This window comes from Siculibacillus lacustris (genome assembly GCF_004328075.1).
GTDB classification, from domain to species: domain Bacteria; phylum Pseudomonadota; class Alphaproteobacteria; order Rhizobiales; family Ancalomicrobiaceae; genus Siculibacillus; species Siculibacillus lacustris.
This window is the reverse complement of the sequence record NZ_SJFN01000028.1, coordinates 46,895-61,852: the sequence shown is the minus strand read 5'-3', so window position 1 is coordinate 61,852 and position 14,958 is coordinate 46,895. Positions and strand designations below refer to the sequence as shown.

Below are 14,958 nucleotides of genomic sequence, written 5' to 3'. Positions count from 1 at the left end.
AGCTCGCCGCCGGCGCCAAGCGCGTGCTGATCTCGGCCCCCGGCGAGAACGCCGACCTGACCGTGGTCTACGGCGTCAACCACGACAAGCTCACCGCCGAGCACCTGATCGTGTCCAACGCCTCGTGCACCACCAACTGCCTGTCGCCGATCGCCAAGGCCCTGAACGACGCCATCGGCATCGACCACGGCTTCATGACCACCATCCACAGCTACACCGGCGACCAGCCGACCCTCGACACCCTGCACAAGGACCTCTACCGGGCCCGTGCCGCGGCCTTGTCGATGATCCCGACCTCGACCGGGGCGGCCAAGGCGGTCGGTCTGGTTCTGCCGGAACTCAAGGGCAAGCTCGACGGCGTGGCGATCCGCGTGCCGACCCCCAACGTCTCGGTGGTCGACTTCAACTTCGTCGCCAAGCGCGCCACGACGGTCGAAGAGGTCAACGCCGCCCTGGTCGCCGCCGCCGACGGCCCGCTCAAGGGCGTGCTGGCCTACACCAAGGAGAAGCTGGTCTCCTCCGACTTCAACCACGACCCGGCGTCGTCCACCGCCCATCTGCTCGAGACCCGGGTGATGGCCGGCGACTTCGTCCGCGTGCTGTCCTGGTACGACAACGAGTGGGGCTTCTCCAACCGCATGGCCGACACCGCCGTCGCCATGGGCAAGCTCGTCTGAGCCCGACGGGAAACCCGAGCGAGGGCCGGCAATTGCCGGCCCTCATCGCGTCTCGACCATCAGGAGAAGAGCCATGAGCGCCTTCAAGACCCTCGACGATGCCGACGTGAAGGGCAAGCGCGTCCTCGTCCGCGTCGATCTCAACGTCCCCATGGAGAACGGCGTCGTCACCGACGACACCCGTATCCGGGCCGTTCTGCCGACCATCACCGAAATCGCCGACAAGGGCGGCAAGGTGATCCTGCTCGCCCATTTCGGCCGTCCCAAGGACGGGCCGGAAGCCAAGTCCTCGCTCGCCCAGCTGGTCGAGCCGGTCGCCTCGCGCCTCGGCCGCCCGGTCGCCTTCGCCGCCGATTCGATCGGCCCGGTCGCCGCCGACGCGATCGCCAAATTGAAGGACGGCGACGTCCTGCTGCTCGAGAACACCCGCTTCTACAAGGGCGAAGAGAAGAACACCCCCGAGCACGTGGCGGCGCTGGCCGCCCTCGGTGACCTCTACGTCAACGACGCCTTCGCCACCGCCCACCGGGCGCATGCCACCACCGAGGGCCTCGCCCATGTGCTGCCGGCCTATGCCGGTCGCTGCATGCAGAAGGAACTCGATGCCCTGACCAAGGCGCTCGAGGCCCCGACCCGGCCGGTCGCGGCGATCGTCGGCGGCGCCAAGGTGTCCTCGAAGCTCGAACTGCTCGGCAATCTGGTCAAGAAGGTCGACTATCTGATCATCGGTGGCGGCATGGCCAACACCTTCCTCGCCGCCGAAGGTGTCGCGGTCGGCAAGTCGCTGTGCGAACACGACCTCGCCCCGACCGCGCTGGAGATCGTCGAGAAGGCCAAGGCCGCCGGCTGCACCATCGTGCTGCCCGTCGACGGCCTCGCTGCGAAGGAATTCAAGGCCGGCGCCGCCAACCGGGTGGTCGTCAACGGCGACATCGCCGCCGACGAGATGGTGCTCGACGCGGGTCCGGCGTCGATCGCCGCGGTGATCGCGCTGCTCGCCAAGATCAAGACGGTGGTGTGGAACGGCCCGTTCGGCGCCTTCGAGATCCCGCCCTTCGACACCGCCACCAACGCCGTCGCCCGTGCGGTCGGCGCCAAGGCGGCGGCCGGCGAGATCATCGCGGTGGCCGGCGGTGGCGACACCGTCTCGGCGCTGAACCAGGCCGGCGTCGCCGACCAGTTCACCTACATCTCGACCGCCGGCGGCGCCTTCCTGGAATGGATGGAAGGCAAGGCCCTGCCCGGCGTCGAGTGCCTGCGCAAGGCCTGACGCGGCCCGCGGGGGGCGCGCCCCACGCCCCGCTCCCACTCTCCGACGGCCCGGACGCCACCCGCGTCCGGGCCGTCGTCTCATCGCCGCCATCACCACGCCCGATTCGCGGACGATCTGACGAGCCGGCGCGCACCCTCTCGTCCGCTCCCCGATCCCGCGCGCTGCGCGCCGCCTGCGAAGGACCGTTCCGTGACCCGCCTCTATCTCGTCACCCCCCGCGACATCGACCTCGCGACCTTCCCGGCGCTGCTCGAAGCGACGCTGGCCGCCGGCGACGTCGCCTCGCTGCTGGTCGCCCTCGACGCCGGCTCCGACATGACCCGCCGCCGCATCGCCGAGATCCTCGCGCCGATCGCCCAGGCCCGCGGCGTCGCCCTGCTGGTCCGCAACGACACCCGCGCCGCCGGTCGCGCCGGCGCCGACGGCGTCCACGTCGACACCGGCATCGCCGATCTCGCCGCCGCCCTCGACACCTTCCATCCCGACGGCATCGTCGGCTGCGGCGGCATCGCCACCCGCCACGAGGCGATGGAGGTCGGCGAGACCCGCGCCGACTACCTGTTCCTCGGCGACCTCGACCGCGCAGAAGAGCCGACGCCGCTGCCGCGCGCCCTCGACCTCGCCGAATGGTGGGTGCCGCTGTTCGAACCGCCGGTGGTGGTGATGGGCGGCAACGATCTCGCCTCGCTCGACGAGGTGGTCGCCACCGGCGCCGAATTCGTGGCGCTGCGCGACGCCGTCTGGAACCACGGGGAAGGCCCGGCCGCGGCGGTCGCGGCGGTCGAGCGCCGCCTCGCCGAGCTCGCCGCCCCGGCCGCGACCAAGCCATGACCCTCGCCCGCGCCGGATCGCTCGCTCTCCGCTGCGCCGTCGCGATCCTCGCCGGCGGCCTGATCGCGGCCGGCGACCCGCCGAAGAAGCCGACCGCCGCCCGTCCCGCCGCCCCCCGCGGCACCGCCGCGCCGGTGCCGCTGCCGCGCGCCGCCTTCACCCCGGCGATGACCGGCCTGCCGGTCGCGGTTCCGCTGCCGACCCTCGCCGGTTCGACCTTGACGCCGGTGCCGAGCGGCGACGAGCCGGGCGCCGACCCGGTCTATGCCGCCTTCCAGCGCGGCCTGTGGGTATCGGCCTTCGCCCAGGCCATCCCGCGCGCCGAAGCCGGCGACGCCGCCGCCATGACCATGCTCGGCACCCTCTACGAGACCGGCCTCGGCGTGCCGCGCAAGGCCGAGAAGGCCGCCGAGTGGTACCGTCTCGCCGCCGACCGCGGCGATCGCGAGGCCGCCGCCGCCCTCGCCCAGATGCTCCTCGACGGCCGCGGCATCGCCCGCGATCGCCGCCGCGCCTTCGCCCTGTTTCAGACCGCCGCCGAGAAGGACCAGCCGGTCGCCCTCTACGACGCCGCGGTGATGCTGCTCGACGGTTCGGTCACCGCCCGCGATCCCGCCCGCGCCGCCGCCTATCTCGGCCGCGCCGCGGCACTCGGCAACGTCGACGCGCAATATGCCTATGCCACGCTGCTGTCCGACCCCGAAGCGCCCGGCGCCGATCCGGTCGCCGCCGCGAAATGGATGCGCGAGGCGGCGATGGCCGGTTTCGAAGCCGCCGAAGTCGAATGGGGCCTGATGCTCGCCAACGGCCGCGGCGTGGCCAAGGACATCGATTCCGCCTTCGTCTGGCTCCATCGCTCGGCCCTGCGCGGCAACGCCATCGGCCGCAACCGCCTCGCCCGGATGTATGCGACCGGGCTCGGCGCCGGCTTCGATCCGGTCGAGGCGTGGAAGTGGCATATGCTCGCCAAGCGCCAGGGCCTGTCCGATTTGTGGCTGGAGACCCGCCTGTCGAACCTCTCCGCCGACGATCGCCGCCGTGCCGAGGCCGCCGCCGACGCCATCGACGGCGAGGCCGCGACCATCGCCCCGGCGCGCCCCGGCCCGGAGGACGACCTCGACGATCCGGCCGCGCCCGCCCCCAAGGAAGCCCCGCCGGCGGCTCGCTGACGCGCTTTTCGCTTGAACCGGCCCCGATTTCGTGATGACCAGAGGCCGACCCTTTTCCGGCCGCCGCCCGCGCGCGGCGCCGACCGTCGTTTCCCCCGCGGGAAGCGCGACGCCAACCACGGGATTCTTCGATGGCACGCTCCGCACTCCTCAACGTCATGGTCGACGCGGTCCGCAAGGCCGGTCGCGCGCTCACCCGCGACTTCGGCGAGGTCGAGAACCTGCAGGTCTCCCACAAAGGCCCGGCCGACTTCGTCTCGGCCGCCGACCGCAAGGCCGAGCAGATCCTGTTCGAGGAACTCTCCCGGGTCCGCCCGACCTACGGCTTCCTGATGGAGGAGCGCGGCGTCGTCGAAGGCTCCGACCCGGCCTTCCGCTGGATCGTCGACCCGCTCGACGGCACCACCAACTTCCTGCACGGCATCCCGATCTTCGCGATCTCGGTGGCGCTCGAACGCCAGGGCCAATTGGTCGCCGGCGTCATCTACAATCCGGTGATGGACGAGCTCTTCGTCGCCGAGCGCGGCGGCGGCGCCTTCCTCAACGACCGCCGCCTGCGCGTCGCCACCCGCTCCAACCTCGCGGAATGCGTGATCGGCTCCGGCTTTCCGTTCCTCGGGCAGGGCGATCACGGCCGCTTCCTCGCCGAAGCGCGCCTGGTGATGAACGAGGTCGCCGGCATCCGCCGCTGTGGCGCCGCCGCGCTCGATCTCGCCTGGACCGCCGCCGGTCGCTTCGACGCCTATTGGGAACGCGGCCTCAACGCCTGGGACATGGCCGCGGGAATCGTGATGATTCGCGAGGCCGGCGGCTTCGTCACCGACGCCGACGGCGGCGACCGGATGCTCGAGGCCGGCTCGGTGCTGGCCGGCAACGAAGAGGTCCGCAAGCGTCTCGGCGCGGTGCTCGCGAAGGCGTGATCGCCGGCGGTCGGGCGATCGGGCACCTTCGGGCGTCGATGTCGCGCCGCCGACGCGTTCGGCGTGCTTGTATCGACGCCCGCCGGCAGCCATGTTGGCGGAACCCGACGGAGCGAGGACGGCATGGCGCGCGACTACGACCCCCAACGGCTGTCGAGCCCGCAGGTGTTCCTGTGGCGGATGGTCATCTTCCTGGTCATCGCCGGCTTCGTGGCGGTGATCCTGAAGCGCCAGATCACCTTCGCCTTCATGGCCAATCCCGGCCTCAACGCCTTCATCCTGTTCGTGTTGGCGCTCGGCATCGTGCTCGCGGTGCGCCAGGTGATCCGGCTGTTTCCCGAGATCCGCTGGGCCAACGCCTTCCGCCGCCGCGAACCCGACTTCGACGCCCGCGGCCGGCCGCGCCTGCTCGGGCCGATGTCGGCGCTGATCGGTGACCGCGGCGCCGCCGGCATTTCGCCCGCGGTGCTGCGCTCGATCCTCGATTCGATCGGCATGCGCCTCGACGAGACCCGCGACATCACCCGCTACATCGGCGGCACCCTGGTGTTCCTCGGGCTGCTCGGCACCTTCACCGGCCTGTCGGAGACCGTCTCGGCGGTCGGCGACACCCTGAAGTCGCTCAATGCCGGCGCCGCCGATCTCGGCGCGGTGTTCGAGGACCTCAAGACCGGTCTCGCCAAGCCGCTGTCGGGCATGGGCGTGGCCTTTTCCTCCTCGCTGTTCGGCCTGTCCGGCTCGCTGATCATCGGCTTCCTCGATCTCCAAGCGAGCCAGGCCCAGAACCGCTTCTACAACGAGCTCGAGGACTGGCTGTCGACCGAGGCCGACCTCGACTTCGCCGACCACGACGCCCCCGCCGGCCGCGGCATCGCCGAGAGCCTGCGCGCCGCCGTCGAGCGCCTGACCCGCGTCGCCCAGGACGGCGGCGGCGGCAGCCGCGGCACCTCGGCGGCCCTGGTCGACCTCGCCGAATCGCTGCGCGGCCTGATCGGCCACGTGCGCGGCGAACAGGCCCAGATCCGCACCTGGATCGACGTCCAGGCCGAGGAGAACCGCCGCACCCGCGTCGCCCTCGAACGCATCGCCGAGGCCCTGGCCGGCAGTCCCGCGGCGACCCCGCCGGAAGCCGCGCCGACCATCCCGTCGCCGCCCGGGCCGCGCCCCGACCGACCGGGAGCGTGAGCCGATGCGTTCGCTCCGACGCCGCCGCGAAGGCACCATCGACTACTGGCCGGGCTTCGTCGACGCGCTGTCGACCCTGCTCCTGGTGATCATCTTCCTGTTGTCGGTGTTCATGCTGTCGCAGTTCTTCCTGTCGCGGGAGATCACCGGCAAGGACACCGCGCTCTCCAAGCTCAACCGCCAGATCGCCGAACTGACCGAGCTCCTGTCGCTGGAACGCGCCGGCAAGGCCGAGGACGACGATCAGATCAGCCAGTTGCGCGCCGGCCTGACCGGGGCCGCGGAAGATCGCGCCCGCCTCCAGGCGATGCTCGACCGTCAGCGCGCCGGGGCCGGCGACAGCGGCGCCGCGACCGCCGCCGCCGGGGCCGCCCTCGACGACGAACGCCGCCTCAGCCGCGAGGCGCTGGCCCGCGTCGAACTGCTCAACCAGCAGATCTCGGCCCTGCGTCGTCAGATCGCCGCGCTCGAACAGGCGCTTGACGCCACCGAGAGCCGCGACCGCGAGAGCCAGACCAAGATCGCCGACCTCGGCAAGCGCCTCAATCTGGCCCTCGCCCAGCGCGTCCAGGAACTGCAGAAATACCGCTCCGACTTCTTCGGTCGCCTCAAGGAGATCCTCGGCACCCGTCCCGACATCCGCGTGGTCGGCGACCGCTTCGTGTTCCAATCGGAGGTGCTGTTCCCGGTCGGCTCGGATCAGATCGACGACGCCGGCCGCGCCGCCGTCGATCGGCTGGCCGCCGCCGTGCTCGATCTCGAGCGCGAGATCCCGCCGGAAGTCGCCTGGACGCTGCGCATCGACGGCCACACCGACGCCCGCCCGATCTCCGGCGGCCGCTTCCGCTCCAACTGGGAGCTCTCCGCCGCCCGCTCGATCGCCGTGGTGCGCCGCCTCGCCGAGGACGGCGTCAGCCCGCGCCATCTGGTGGCCGCCGGCTTCGGCGAGTTCCAGCCGCTGGAGGAGGGCACCAGCGAAGAGGTCCACGCCCGCAACCGCCGCATCGAGATCCGCCTCACCGACCGTTGAAGCCCCGCACCTTCGGAGCGCCCATGAACGACGACGACGAACGCCGCGCCGGTTATCTGAGGCTCGCCATGGTCGCCCCGGCCGATCGTCCGCCGCTCGTCGCGCCGCTCGACGAACCCGTCGGTTTCGAGGACGCCGCCGACCGGCCGGACCTCGCCCGCCGTCTGCACCGGGTCCTCGCCTTCGACTTCGCCCACTTGCCCGAGATCGCCGATCTGTGGGTCGAGTCCTGGGCGCGCACGTTGCCGGCGATCGACTTCGAGGCCCGCCGCGTGTGGTTCTGCACCCATGTCGACGAGGCGCTGCGCAAGGGCGCGAAAATCCGTGTGGCGCTGGTCGAGACCGGCGACGTCGTCGGCTTCGTGCTGATCGATCCCGCCACCGGCTATCTCGACCAGATCGCCGTGCATCCGGATCTGTGGGGCGAGGGCATCGCCGAGGCTCTGCTCGATGCCGCCCGCGCGCTGTCGCCCGCCCGCATCCGCCTCGACGTCAACACCGACAATCCGCGCGCCGTCGCCTTCTATCTGCGCGAGGGCTTCCGCGAGATCGGGCGCGGCGTCAACCCGCGCTCCGGCCTCGCCACCATCGCGCTCGAATGGCGCCCCGGCTGAGGCGCGCCGACGCGAACGCCCGGCGCCGTCACCGGCACCGGGCGTCTCCGTTTCGATCGAAGTTCGATTTCAGCCGCAGCGCTTGAACAGATCGTCGAGCGCCTGCAGACGGCTGTTCATCGACTCGTTCATGGCGCGGGCCACCGGAATCGCCGCCAGCTCGATGCGTTTGCCGGTATGGAGGTCGACGCAGATCTCGCCGCCCGGACCGTCGACCGCCACGCCGCGCACGGTGGGCAGATCGGAGACCATCGAGGCGATGAGGTCGGTCATCTCGGTGACCGTGAGGCGGGCCTTGGAAAGAAGTTGCTCGGAATGAGCGATGCGCTCGGCGGTCATGGGTCGCAAGTCCTCGTTCCCGCCGTTGCCCTTGCGGCAACGGTCTTCGAATTCATGGACATCCTACACACCGGATCTTGAACCGATCTTAAGAACACGCCGGCCCGAGCGAAATATTTCGCTGAATGGGACGAGAGCGAGGGTCTCGGATCGTCGAAGTCTCGGGGCATCGACGGGAAGACCTCTGCGAGGGCTCATGCCGATACCACCGTTCTGTGGCCGGCCCTGATGGCTTTTTTGCGAATGCGAAGCGGCCGCGGTGGCGTCGCGCCTCAGGTCCGCTCCCGAAGCGGGACTCCGTCCCGATTTGGCACGGGTTCGCGCGCCCCCATCCCGAACCGAACGGCGCGCGATCGGCGGTGCCCACCGCCGCGCCCCGCGGCGAGGGCCGCCGGCGGTGGGTGTTAACCATGCCGCGAGGTTCCGGAGGAGCCTTTGCGCCGCCCGGCCCGGCGTGGCACTGCGCCTGCTATGCATCTCGCGACCATCCCGGAGGGAGACGCGTGGACCCGCGACCCACTCTTCGCTTATGATGCGTCGAGGAGAGCGCGAACGATGACTCAGGACGTCCCCATGGATTCCGACGACGGGCGCGGCGAAACCATCGACTTCGGAACACGTTTCGCCAATTCCGAGACGTTCCGGACCCTGTTTCGCGAAGGCATGGCACTGGTCGAGGAGACCGCGTCCTATCTCGACGGCCCCGGCCGCGCCGAGAGCCGCGGGTTGTCGCGTTCCGCCTCGCTGATCTACGCCACCGAGTCGATGCGCCTGACCACCCGGCTGATGCAGCTGGCCTCGTGGCTGCTGCTCCAGCGCGCCGTCAACGAAGGCGAGATGACCCAGGCCCAGGCCGGCGCCGAGAAGTCCAAGGTGCGCATCGAGAGCCCCAAGAGCGAGCGCTCCGGCCCCGGCTGGGACGAGGTGCCGGAGATGCTGCGGTCGCTGGTGGAACGCTCCCAGCGCCTCCAGGACCGCATCCGGCGCCTCGACGAGGCGATCTTCAGCGACGACCGCCCGGACGCCGAGGTCGCCCCCAATCCGGTCGGCGAGCAGCTCGGCCTCCTGACCCGCGCCTTCGGCTCCGACGACTGAGGCGCGGCCCCGCCGCCCTCCCCTCGCCCGATCCCGGCTCCACAGACGACGACGCCCGCGAAGGTCGCTTCGCGGGCGTCTCGATTCGGGACATCGACGGGCTCACTGCGCCGGGACGACGCCGTAGCCCATGGACGGATCGATCGGCTGACCGATCAGGAAGCCTGTGACCTCGTCGCGGTTCGGCACGCCGGCACGGCCGCCGAAGCGCGAGCACTTGATCGCCGAGACGGCGGAGGCGAAGCGCAGGGCTTCCGGCTCCGACTTGCCCTCGGCCAGCGCCAGGGCGAAGGAGCCGTGGAAGACGTCGCCGGCGCCGAGCGTGTCGACGGCATGGACCGGGAAGGACTGCATGCGGCGGACGACGTCGCCGTCGAGCCACAGCACGCCGCCCGAGCCGAGCGTCACGGCGAGGAAGGCGTCGGTGACGCCGTGCATCGCCTTGAGGCCCTTGATCGGATCGGAGATGCCGGAAGTGCCGCGCAGGCCGGGGGTGCCGAACACCACGTGGCTGGCGGCCTGCAGCATCTGCGGGGCGTCACCCTCGGCGCGGTCGCCGTCGAGCACGCCGGGGATGCCCTTGCGCTTGGCGGCTTCGAGCAGCGGGATGGCGATGGTCGGATAGCGGTCGTCGGTCAGGACCGCGTCGACGTCGGCGACCAGCGCGTCGGCGTCGTCGATCTCCGGCGGCGCGACATGGGGCGGATGCCAGGTCAGGATGGTGCGCTCGCCGTCACCGTCGACGATCGCCGAGCAGACCGGCGAGGCGCGGCCGGGGATGCGCAACACCTTGGAGGTGTCGACGCCTTCCTTCACCAGCCCCTGAATGATCATTTCGCCGATCAGATCGTCGCCGAGCGGCGCGAGCACTTGGCCCTTGCCGCCGAGACGGACGACCGCGACCGCGGCGTTGGCGCCCGAGCCACCGCCGATCGACGCGAAGTCCTTGGCCCGGCCCTTGGTGCCGCGCGCGGGCGCGGCGTCGAACCGGTAGATGAAATCCTGCACGGCGGCGCCGGCGACGAGAACGGTCGGCATGGGGGACATCTCACATTCGATTCAGCAAGAAATTCCTAGCACCCGAACTATTACCATTTCGAGACCGGTCGAACCCTCATGGTAGTCCTCCGAAGGAATTACGACTCGACGCGTACGCCTTGCACCGCGGCCTGAATTTCATCATCAGCTGCGCGGCCGGCGGCGCGCCCCCAGGCTGCCACGCCGCGCATCGGCCGAGGCGTTGGGAGACTGTTCGGCGGCGTGCGACAGCTCGTGGCGGAAGACGTCGCGCTTCTCGTGGATCGAGGCGATCACCGGCCCCATCGCCACGCCGAGCCCGACCAGCGCCGCTTCCGACAGCTGCAGGCTCGCTTCGATCGTCTCCGGCACCGCATGGGTCACGCCCTTGCGATAGAGCCGGCGGGCGTGCGCCGCGTCGCGGGCGCGGGCGATCAGCACGATGTCCGGCCGCAGTTTGCGCACCGCATCGACGATGCCGTCGGCCGCGGCGGTGGCATCGACGGTGACCACCACCGCCGAGGCCTCGGCGATGCCGCAACTGGTGAGGAACAGCGGATTGGCGGCGTCGCCGTAATAGACCGGTCGACCGGCCCGCCGCCCGGCCGCGACCACCGCGGCATCGCGATCGATGATCAGATGCGGCAGGCGGTGTTCGGTCAGCATGTCGGCGACCAGCGTGCCGACGCGGCCGTGGCCGACCACCAGCGCCCGCACCGCGCCGTCGACCGGCGGCACGATGGTGGTGACCGGATCGGCCGGAGCGTGGCGCTCGATCTCCCGCGACAGGCGCTTGCCGAGAAAGTCGAAGGCCGGAATCGCCGCCATCGACAGCGACACCACCGCGAGCACGTAGGACGAGGTCGCGGCGTCGACCAGTCGCAGCCCGCCCGCCAGCCCGACCACGATGAAGGCGAATTCGCCGCCGGCGCCGATCAGCAGGCCGGTCTTGACCGAATGGCTGAGCGGAATCCCGAAGGCCCGGGCGCCGAGCGCCGTCACCGCGGTCTTGACGCCGACCAGACCGAGGGCCCCGGCGACCACCGAGAGCGGGTGCGCCGCCACGAAGTCGAGATCGACGCTCATCCCGACCGAGAAGAAGAACACGCCGAGCAGCAGGCCCTTGAAGGGCTCGATGGTCGCCTCGATGGCGCGGCGGTATTCGGTCTCGGCCAAGAGCAGGCCGGCGACGAAGGCGCCGAGCGCCATCGACAGGCCGGCCAGCGCCGTGGCGACGCCGGTGGCGATGGCCACGAACAGGATCGCCGCCATGAACAATTCCGCCGAGGCGGTGTCGGCGACGGTGCGGAACAGCGGCCGCAGCAGCAGCCGCCCGGCGACGACGATCGCCGCGACCACCGCCACGCCCTGCGCAAGTGCCAGAGCGATGCCGAGCCAGATCGAACCGCCGTCGTCGGCGCCGCCCATGGTCTCGACCATGAACAGGATCGGCACCACCGCCAGATCCTGGAACAGCAGGATCGCGAAGGCGGTGCGGCCGGTGGTGGTGGACAGTCGCTTCTGTTCGGCCAGCACCTCGACCACCACCGCGGTCGAGGACAGCGCGAGACAGGCCCCGAGCACCAGCGCGGCCCGCGGCGACTGCCCGAACTGCAGCGCGAAGGCGCCGATCAACGCCCCCGACAGCAGCACCTGGAAGCCGCCGAGCCCGAACACCAGCCGCTTCAGCGACGACAGACGGGCGAGCGACAGTTCCAGGCCGATCACGAACAACAGGAACACCACCCCGAAGTCGGCGATGCCGGCGATCTCGTCGCGTTTCTCCACGGTGATCCAAGAGATCCAAGGAATTTCGGAGGTGAAGCGGGCGAGGCCGAACGGCCCGAGCACCGCACCGGCGAGCAGGAAGCCGAGCACCGACCCGACCTTCCAGCGATGCATCAGCGGCACCACCACCCCGGCGGTGCCGAGCACCACCAGGACATCCTTCATCACCGCGACGTCGAGCGTCGTTCCCGCCATGCCGTCTCCTCTGCGTGCGAACCGAATACGTAGTCTGGACCATCGCGACCTCCGGCGAAAGGCGCGAGGGCCGATCGGATCGACCTTGTGTGTACCAAGGTACAATAGTACAGATTATCCCATGCAGATCGAACGCATCCAGACCGGCATCCGGCTCGAGAAACGACTGGTCAAGGTCCTCAAGGGCCTCGCCGAGGCCAAGGACCTCGGCCTCGGCGACCTCGTCGAGGGCATCCTGCTCCACGCCCTGGAGGGCCGCGCGCCCTTCTCGCCGGCGACTCTGGAGATCGTCGCCAGCCTGCGCGCCATCTATGGGCTCGACCTCACCGCCGCCGACGCCCATCGCCTGGAGGAAGCGCCGTGACCACCCCCTCGCCCACCCACGTCGACCGCCGCTACGATTTCGTGCTCGCCCGTCCCATCGCGGCGGTGTTCCCGCTGTTCACGCCGCGCGGTGAAGAGGCCTGGGTGCCGGGCTGGGATCCGGAGTACCTGCACCCCATCGACGGGACGATCGGCGAGGGCTTGGTGTTTCGCACCGGGATCGGCGGCGAGTGCACGCTGTGGGCCTGCGTCGCGTGGCACCCCGAGGACCACCGGGTGCGATATGCCCGGGTCAGCCCCGACAGCCGCTTCGCCTTCGTCGAGGTCGCCTGTCGGGCGCTCGACGCCGCCACCACGCAAGTGACGGTCGCCTACGCCATCACCGCGCTCAACGCCGCCGGCGAGGCGGTGATCGCCGCGACCACGCCCGAGGTCTTCGCCGCGACCATCGACGGCTGGCGGCAGCGCATCGAGACCGCCTGGGCGGCCGAGACGGCGGGGACTGCGGCCTGACCTCGCCTCAGGCGAGCGCCACGCCATGGGCCGCGAGGTCGGCGACGAAGGCCGCCGGCGAGGTGAACAGCACCGCATTCAGCCCGACCGCGCGGGCGCCGGCGACATTGGCGGCGAGGTCGTCGACGAACAGGCAATCGGCCGCATCGAGACCATTGCGGTCGAGGAACAGCCGGTAGATCGCCGGATCGGGCTTGACCAACCCGACATGGGCCGAGACCACCGTGTCGCGAAAGCCGGTGAGAAACGGAAAGCGCGCCAGCGTCTCGGCGAACTTCTCGCTGGAGAAATTGCTGATCGCCCAGGTCGGCACGCCGCGGGCCCGGAGCGTCTCGAGGATCTCGACCATGCCGTCGATCGGCCCCGGTACCATCTCGTGCCAGCGCTCGTCCCAGGCACGGATCTCGTCGACCCAGTCGGGGAAACGTTCGATGCGTTCGGCGATCCCCTCGGCCATCGGCCGGCCGCGATCCTGCTCGAGGTTCCACTCGGCATCGCAGATCTCGGCGAGAAACCGCTCGGCGTCGGCGGCGTCGCCGAAGATCCGGTCGTAGAGAATGTGCGGATCCCAGCGCACCAGGACGTTGCCGATGTCGAAGACGACGTGGGTGACGACGGGCAAGGGGAGCCTCCTGGGCAGCGAATCGCCGATGGCGACGGGAGGCCGACCCTCGTCGCCATCTGCGTCGGAACGATGAAGCGAGCGACCGTCAGCGCCCGCGCTTCAGATCGGGATGCAGCGCCTTGCCCAGAACCTTGGTGTCGCGGCCGATCACGTGCTCGGTCGAGCCGACGATCAGTGGATCCGGGCCGACCAGCAGCGAGCGGTCCTTGTTGGGATAGGGCATGTTGATCAGGAAATGCTGCATGCAGTTGAGCCGCGCCCGCATCTTGTCGTTCGACTTGACGATCGTCCAGGGCGCGTCGGCGGTGTCGGTATAGAAGAACATCGCCTCCTTGGCCTCGGTATAGTCGTCCCACTTGTCGAGCGAGGCCCGGTCGATCGGCGACAACTTCCACTGCTTCAGCGGATCGTTCTCGCGGCTGGCGAAGCGGCGGCGCTGCTCTTCCTGGGTCACCGAGAACCAGTATTTGAACAGCCGGATCCCCGAGCGCACGAGCATCCGTTCGAACTCGGGGCATTGGCGCATGAACTCGAGATATTCGTTGGCCGAGCAGAAGCCCATCACCCGTTCGACCCCGGCCCGGTTGTACCAGGACCGGTCGAACATCACGATCTCGCCGGCCGAGGGCAGGTGATTGATGTAGCGCTGGAAGTACCACTGGGTGCGTTCCCGCTCGGTCGGCTTCTGCAGCGCGACGACCCGGGCGGTGCGCGGGTTGAGGTGTTCGGTGAAGCGCTTGATCGTGCCGCCCTTGCCGGCGGCGTCGCGCCCCTCGAACAGCATGATGATCCGCTCGCCGGTCTCCTCGACCCAGCGCTGCAGCTTCAGCAGTTCCCGCTGCAGCTCCAGCTTGTGCGCCTCGTAGGCGTGGTTGCGCATCTTGGTCTTGTAGGGGTACTCGCCGCTCTCGAAGACATGGGCGATCGCGTCCGGATCGCGCCGCATCTCGGCCAGCATGTGACGGGTCTCGCCGCCGTCCTTGGGGGCCCGCGCGATCGCCGGCGCCGCGATCGGCGCGATGGGCTCGGCGGGCTCGGCATTCGGAGCCGCTGCCGGTGCGGCGACGACCGCAACGGGCGCTGCCGGAGCAACGACGGCTTCGACCGGCGGCGGCGCGTCGGGAGCGACCGGCGCGGCGGCGCGGGGCCGACGGGGGGCGCGCGGCGGCCGATCGGCCGCGGCGACGCGACGGCGCCGCAGCGGAGCGGCGAGTTCGACGGGAGCGACGGCTTCCGCGGGCGGGACGGCTTCGTCGGGCGGGACGGGACGTTCGCTGATGAGCGTGTCGTCGACGCGATCGGAAGTCGTCATGGCCTGTCCTCGGTCCCTACCCGGGCGACGGATCGGATCGACCGTCGCACT

At 70.5% G+C, this 14,958-nt stretch carries 16 protein-coding genes; 11 read left to right on the top strand and 5 right to left on the bottom strand.

What is annotated here, in order from left to right:
- The 8 genes from EYW49_RS16900 to EYW49_RS16865 all read left to right on the top strand — a co-directional run.
- Nucleotides 1-677, top strand: a 677-nt coding sequence (locus EYW49_RS16900) for a type I glyceraldehyde-3-phosphate dehydrogenase (RefSeq protein WP_131310802.1), incomplete at its 5' end; no start/stop codon positions are given.
- A gap of 73 nt (nucleotides 678-750) precedes the next feature.
- Entirely contained in the window at nucleotides 751-1,947 is a 1,197-nt protein-coding gene (locus EYW49_RS16895) for a phosphoglycerate kinase (protein ID WP_131310801.1), read from the top strand.
- A 192-nt stretch (nucleotides 1,948-2,139) separates the two neighbouring features.
- Nucleotides 2,140-2,781 (top strand): thiamine phosphate synthase, encoded by a 642-nt coding sequence (locus EYW49_RS16890; protein WP_165498305.1) that lies wholly within the window; start codon nucleotides 2,140-2,142, stop codon nucleotides 2,779-2,781.
- Nucleotides 2,778-3,950, top strand: a complete 1,173-nt coding sequence (locus EYW49_RS16885; RefSeq protein WP_165498304.1) for a tetratricopeptide repeat protein — start codon at nucleotides 2,778-2,780, stop codon at nucleotides 3,948-3,950. The genes EYW49_RS16890 and EYW49_RS16885 overlap by 4 nt, the downstream gene beginning before the upstream one ends.
- Before the next feature lie 131 nt (nucleotides 3,951-4,081).
- Nucleotides 4,082-4,870, top strand: coding sequence for an inositol monophosphatase family protein (locus tag EYW49_RS16880; protein WP_131310798.1), 789 nt, complete (start codon nucleotides 4,082-4,084; stop codon nucleotides 4,868-4,870).
- A gap of 123 nt (nucleotides 4,871-4,993) precedes the next feature.
- Complete coding sequence (locus tag EYW49_RS16875; RefSeq protein ID WP_228259655.1) at nucleotides 4,994-6,055, top strand: flagellar motor protein MotA; 1,062 nt, start codon at nucleotides 4,994-4,996, stop codon at nucleotides 6,053-6,055.
- Between the two features lie 4 nt (nucleotides 6,056-6,059).
- Nucleotides 6,060-7,085 carry a peptidoglycan -binding protein gene (locus EYW49_RS16870; protein ID WP_131310797.1) on the top strand — a complete coding sequence of 342 codons (1,026 nt, stop codon included), beginning with the start codon at nucleotides 6,060-6,062 and terminating at the stop codon, nucleotides 7,083-7,085.
- A 23-nt stretch (nucleotides 7,086-7,108) separates the two neighbouring features.
- Entirely contained in the window at nucleotides 7,109-7,699 is a 591-nt protein-coding gene (locus EYW49_RS16865; protein WP_228259654.1) for a GNAT family N-acetyltransferase, read from the top strand.
- Between the two features lie 69 nt (nucleotides 7,700-7,768).
- On the opposite strand, the gene EYW49_RS16860 is transcribed toward EYW49_RS16865, so the two are convergent.
- A complete protein-coding gene (locus EYW49_RS16860) occupies nucleotides 7,769-8,038 on the bottom strand; it encodes a hypothetical protein (RefSeq protein WP_131310796.1) in 270 nt (89 codons plus the stop codon).
- A 555-nt stretch (nucleotides 8,039-8,593) separates the two neighbouring features.
- Here EYW49_RS16860 and rcdA point away from each other — a divergent pair.
- Entirely contained in the window at nucleotides 8,594-9,133 is a 540-nt protein-coding gene (rcdA, locus tag EYW49_RS16855) for a protease adaptor protein RcdA (protein WP_407695481.1), read from the top strand.
- A 102-nt stretch (nucleotides 9,134-9,235) separates the two neighbouring features.
- Here the strand turns inward: rcdA and EYW49_RS16850 are convergent, their stop codons facing one another.
- Together EYW49_RS16850 and EYW49_RS16845 are read right to left on the bottom strand one after the other, a co-directional pair.
- On the bottom strand, nucleotides 9,236-10,171 hold the full coding sequence (locus EYW49_RS16850; protein WP_165498303.1) for a PfkB family carbohydrate kinase: 936 nt from the start codon (nucleotides 10,169-10,171) through the stop codon (nucleotides 9,236-9,238).
- A 144-nt stretch (nucleotides 10,172-10,315) separates the two neighbouring features.
- Nucleotides 10,316-12,133, bottom strand: coding sequence for a cation:proton antiporter domain-containing protein (locus EYW49_RS16845; RefSeq protein ID WP_131310794.1), 1,818 nt, complete (start codon nucleotides 12,131-12,133; stop codon nucleotides 10,316-10,318).
- 121 nt (nucleotides 12,134-12,254) lie between these two features.
- Here EYW49_RS16845 and EYW49_RS16840 point away from each other — a divergent pair, with 121 nt between their 5' ends.
- Both EYW49_RS16840 and EYW49_RS16835 read left to right on the top strand, forming a co-directional pair.
- Nucleotides 12,255-12,497, top strand: coding sequence for a hypothetical protein (locus EYW49_RS16840; protein WP_131310793.1), 243 nt, complete (start codon nucleotides 12,255-12,257; stop codon nucleotides 12,495-12,497).
- Complete coding sequence (locus tag EYW49_RS16835) at nucleotides 12,494-12,970, top strand: SRPBCC family protein (protein WP_131310792.1); 477 nt, start codon at nucleotides 12,494-12,496, stop codon at nucleotides 12,968-12,970. The genes EYW49_RS16840 and EYW49_RS16835 overlap by 4 nt, the downstream gene beginning before the upstream one ends.
- A 7-nt stretch (nucleotides 12,971-12,977) precedes the next feature.
- On the opposite strand, the gene EYW49_RS16830 is transcribed toward EYW49_RS16835, so the two are convergent.
- Together EYW49_RS16830 and ppk2 are read right to left on the bottom strand one after the other, a co-directional pair.
- Nucleotides 12,978-13,592 (bottom strand): HAD family hydrolase, encoded by a 615-nt coding sequence (locus EYW49_RS16830; protein ID WP_131310791.1) that lies wholly within the window; start codon nucleotides 13,590-13,592, stop codon nucleotides 12,978-12,980.
- 88 nt (nucleotides 13,593-13,680) lie between these two features.
- A complete protein-coding gene (gene ppk2 / locus EYW49_RS16825; RefSeq protein WP_131310790.1) occupies nucleotides 13,681-14,907 on the bottom strand; it encodes a polyphosphate kinase 2 in 1,227 nt (408 codons plus the stop codon).
- Nucleotides 14,908-14,958 lie beyond the last annotated feature (51 nt).

Coding starts and splice junctions, on each gene's coding strand:
- EYW49_RS16895 (WP_131310801.1), top strand. CDS start 751: ATGAGCGCCTTCAAGACCCTCGACGATGCCGACGTGAAGGGCAAGCGC.
- EYW49_RS16885 (WP_165498304.1), top strand. CDS start 2,778: ATGACCCTCGCCCGCGCCGGATCGCTCGCTCTCCGCTGCGCCGTCGCG.
- EYW49_RS16880 (WP_131310798.1), top strand. CDS start 4,082: ATGGCACGCTCCGCACTCCTCAACGTCATGGTCGACGCGGTCCGCAAG.
- EYW49_RS16875 (WP_228259655.1), top strand. CDS start 4,994: ATGGCGCGCGACTACGACCCCCAACGGCTGTCGAGCCCGCAGGTGTTC.
- EYW49_RS16870 (WP_131310797.1), top strand. CDS start 6,060: ATGCGTTCGCTCCGACGCCGCCGCGAAGGCACCATCGACTACTGGCCG.
- EYW49_RS16865 (WP_228259654.1), top strand. CDS start 7,109: ATGAACGACGACGACGAACGCCGCGCCGGTTATCTGAGGCTCGCCATG.
- EYW49_RS16860 (WP_131310796.1), bottom strand. CDS start 8,038: ATGACCGCCGAGCGCATCGCTCATTCCGAGCAACTTCTTTCCAAGGCC.
- rcdA (WP_407695481.1), top strand. CDS start 8,594: ATGACTCAGGACGTCCCCATGGATTCCGACGACGGGCGCGGCGAAACC.
- EYW49_RS16850 (WP_165498303.1), bottom strand. CDS start 10,171: ATGCCGACCGTTCTCGTCGCCGGCGCCGCCGTGCAGGATTTCATCTAC.
- EYW49_RS16845 (WP_131310794.1), bottom strand. CDS start 12,133: ATGGCGGGAACGACGCTCGACGTCGCGGTGATGAAGGATGTCCTGGTG.
- EYW49_RS16840 (WP_131310793.1), top strand. CDS start 12,255: ATGCAGATCGAACGCATCCAGACCGGCATCCGGCTCGAGAAACGACTG.
- ppk2 (WP_131310790.1), bottom strand. CDS start 14,907: ATGACGACTTCCGATCGCGTCGACGACACGCTCATCAGCGAACGTCCC.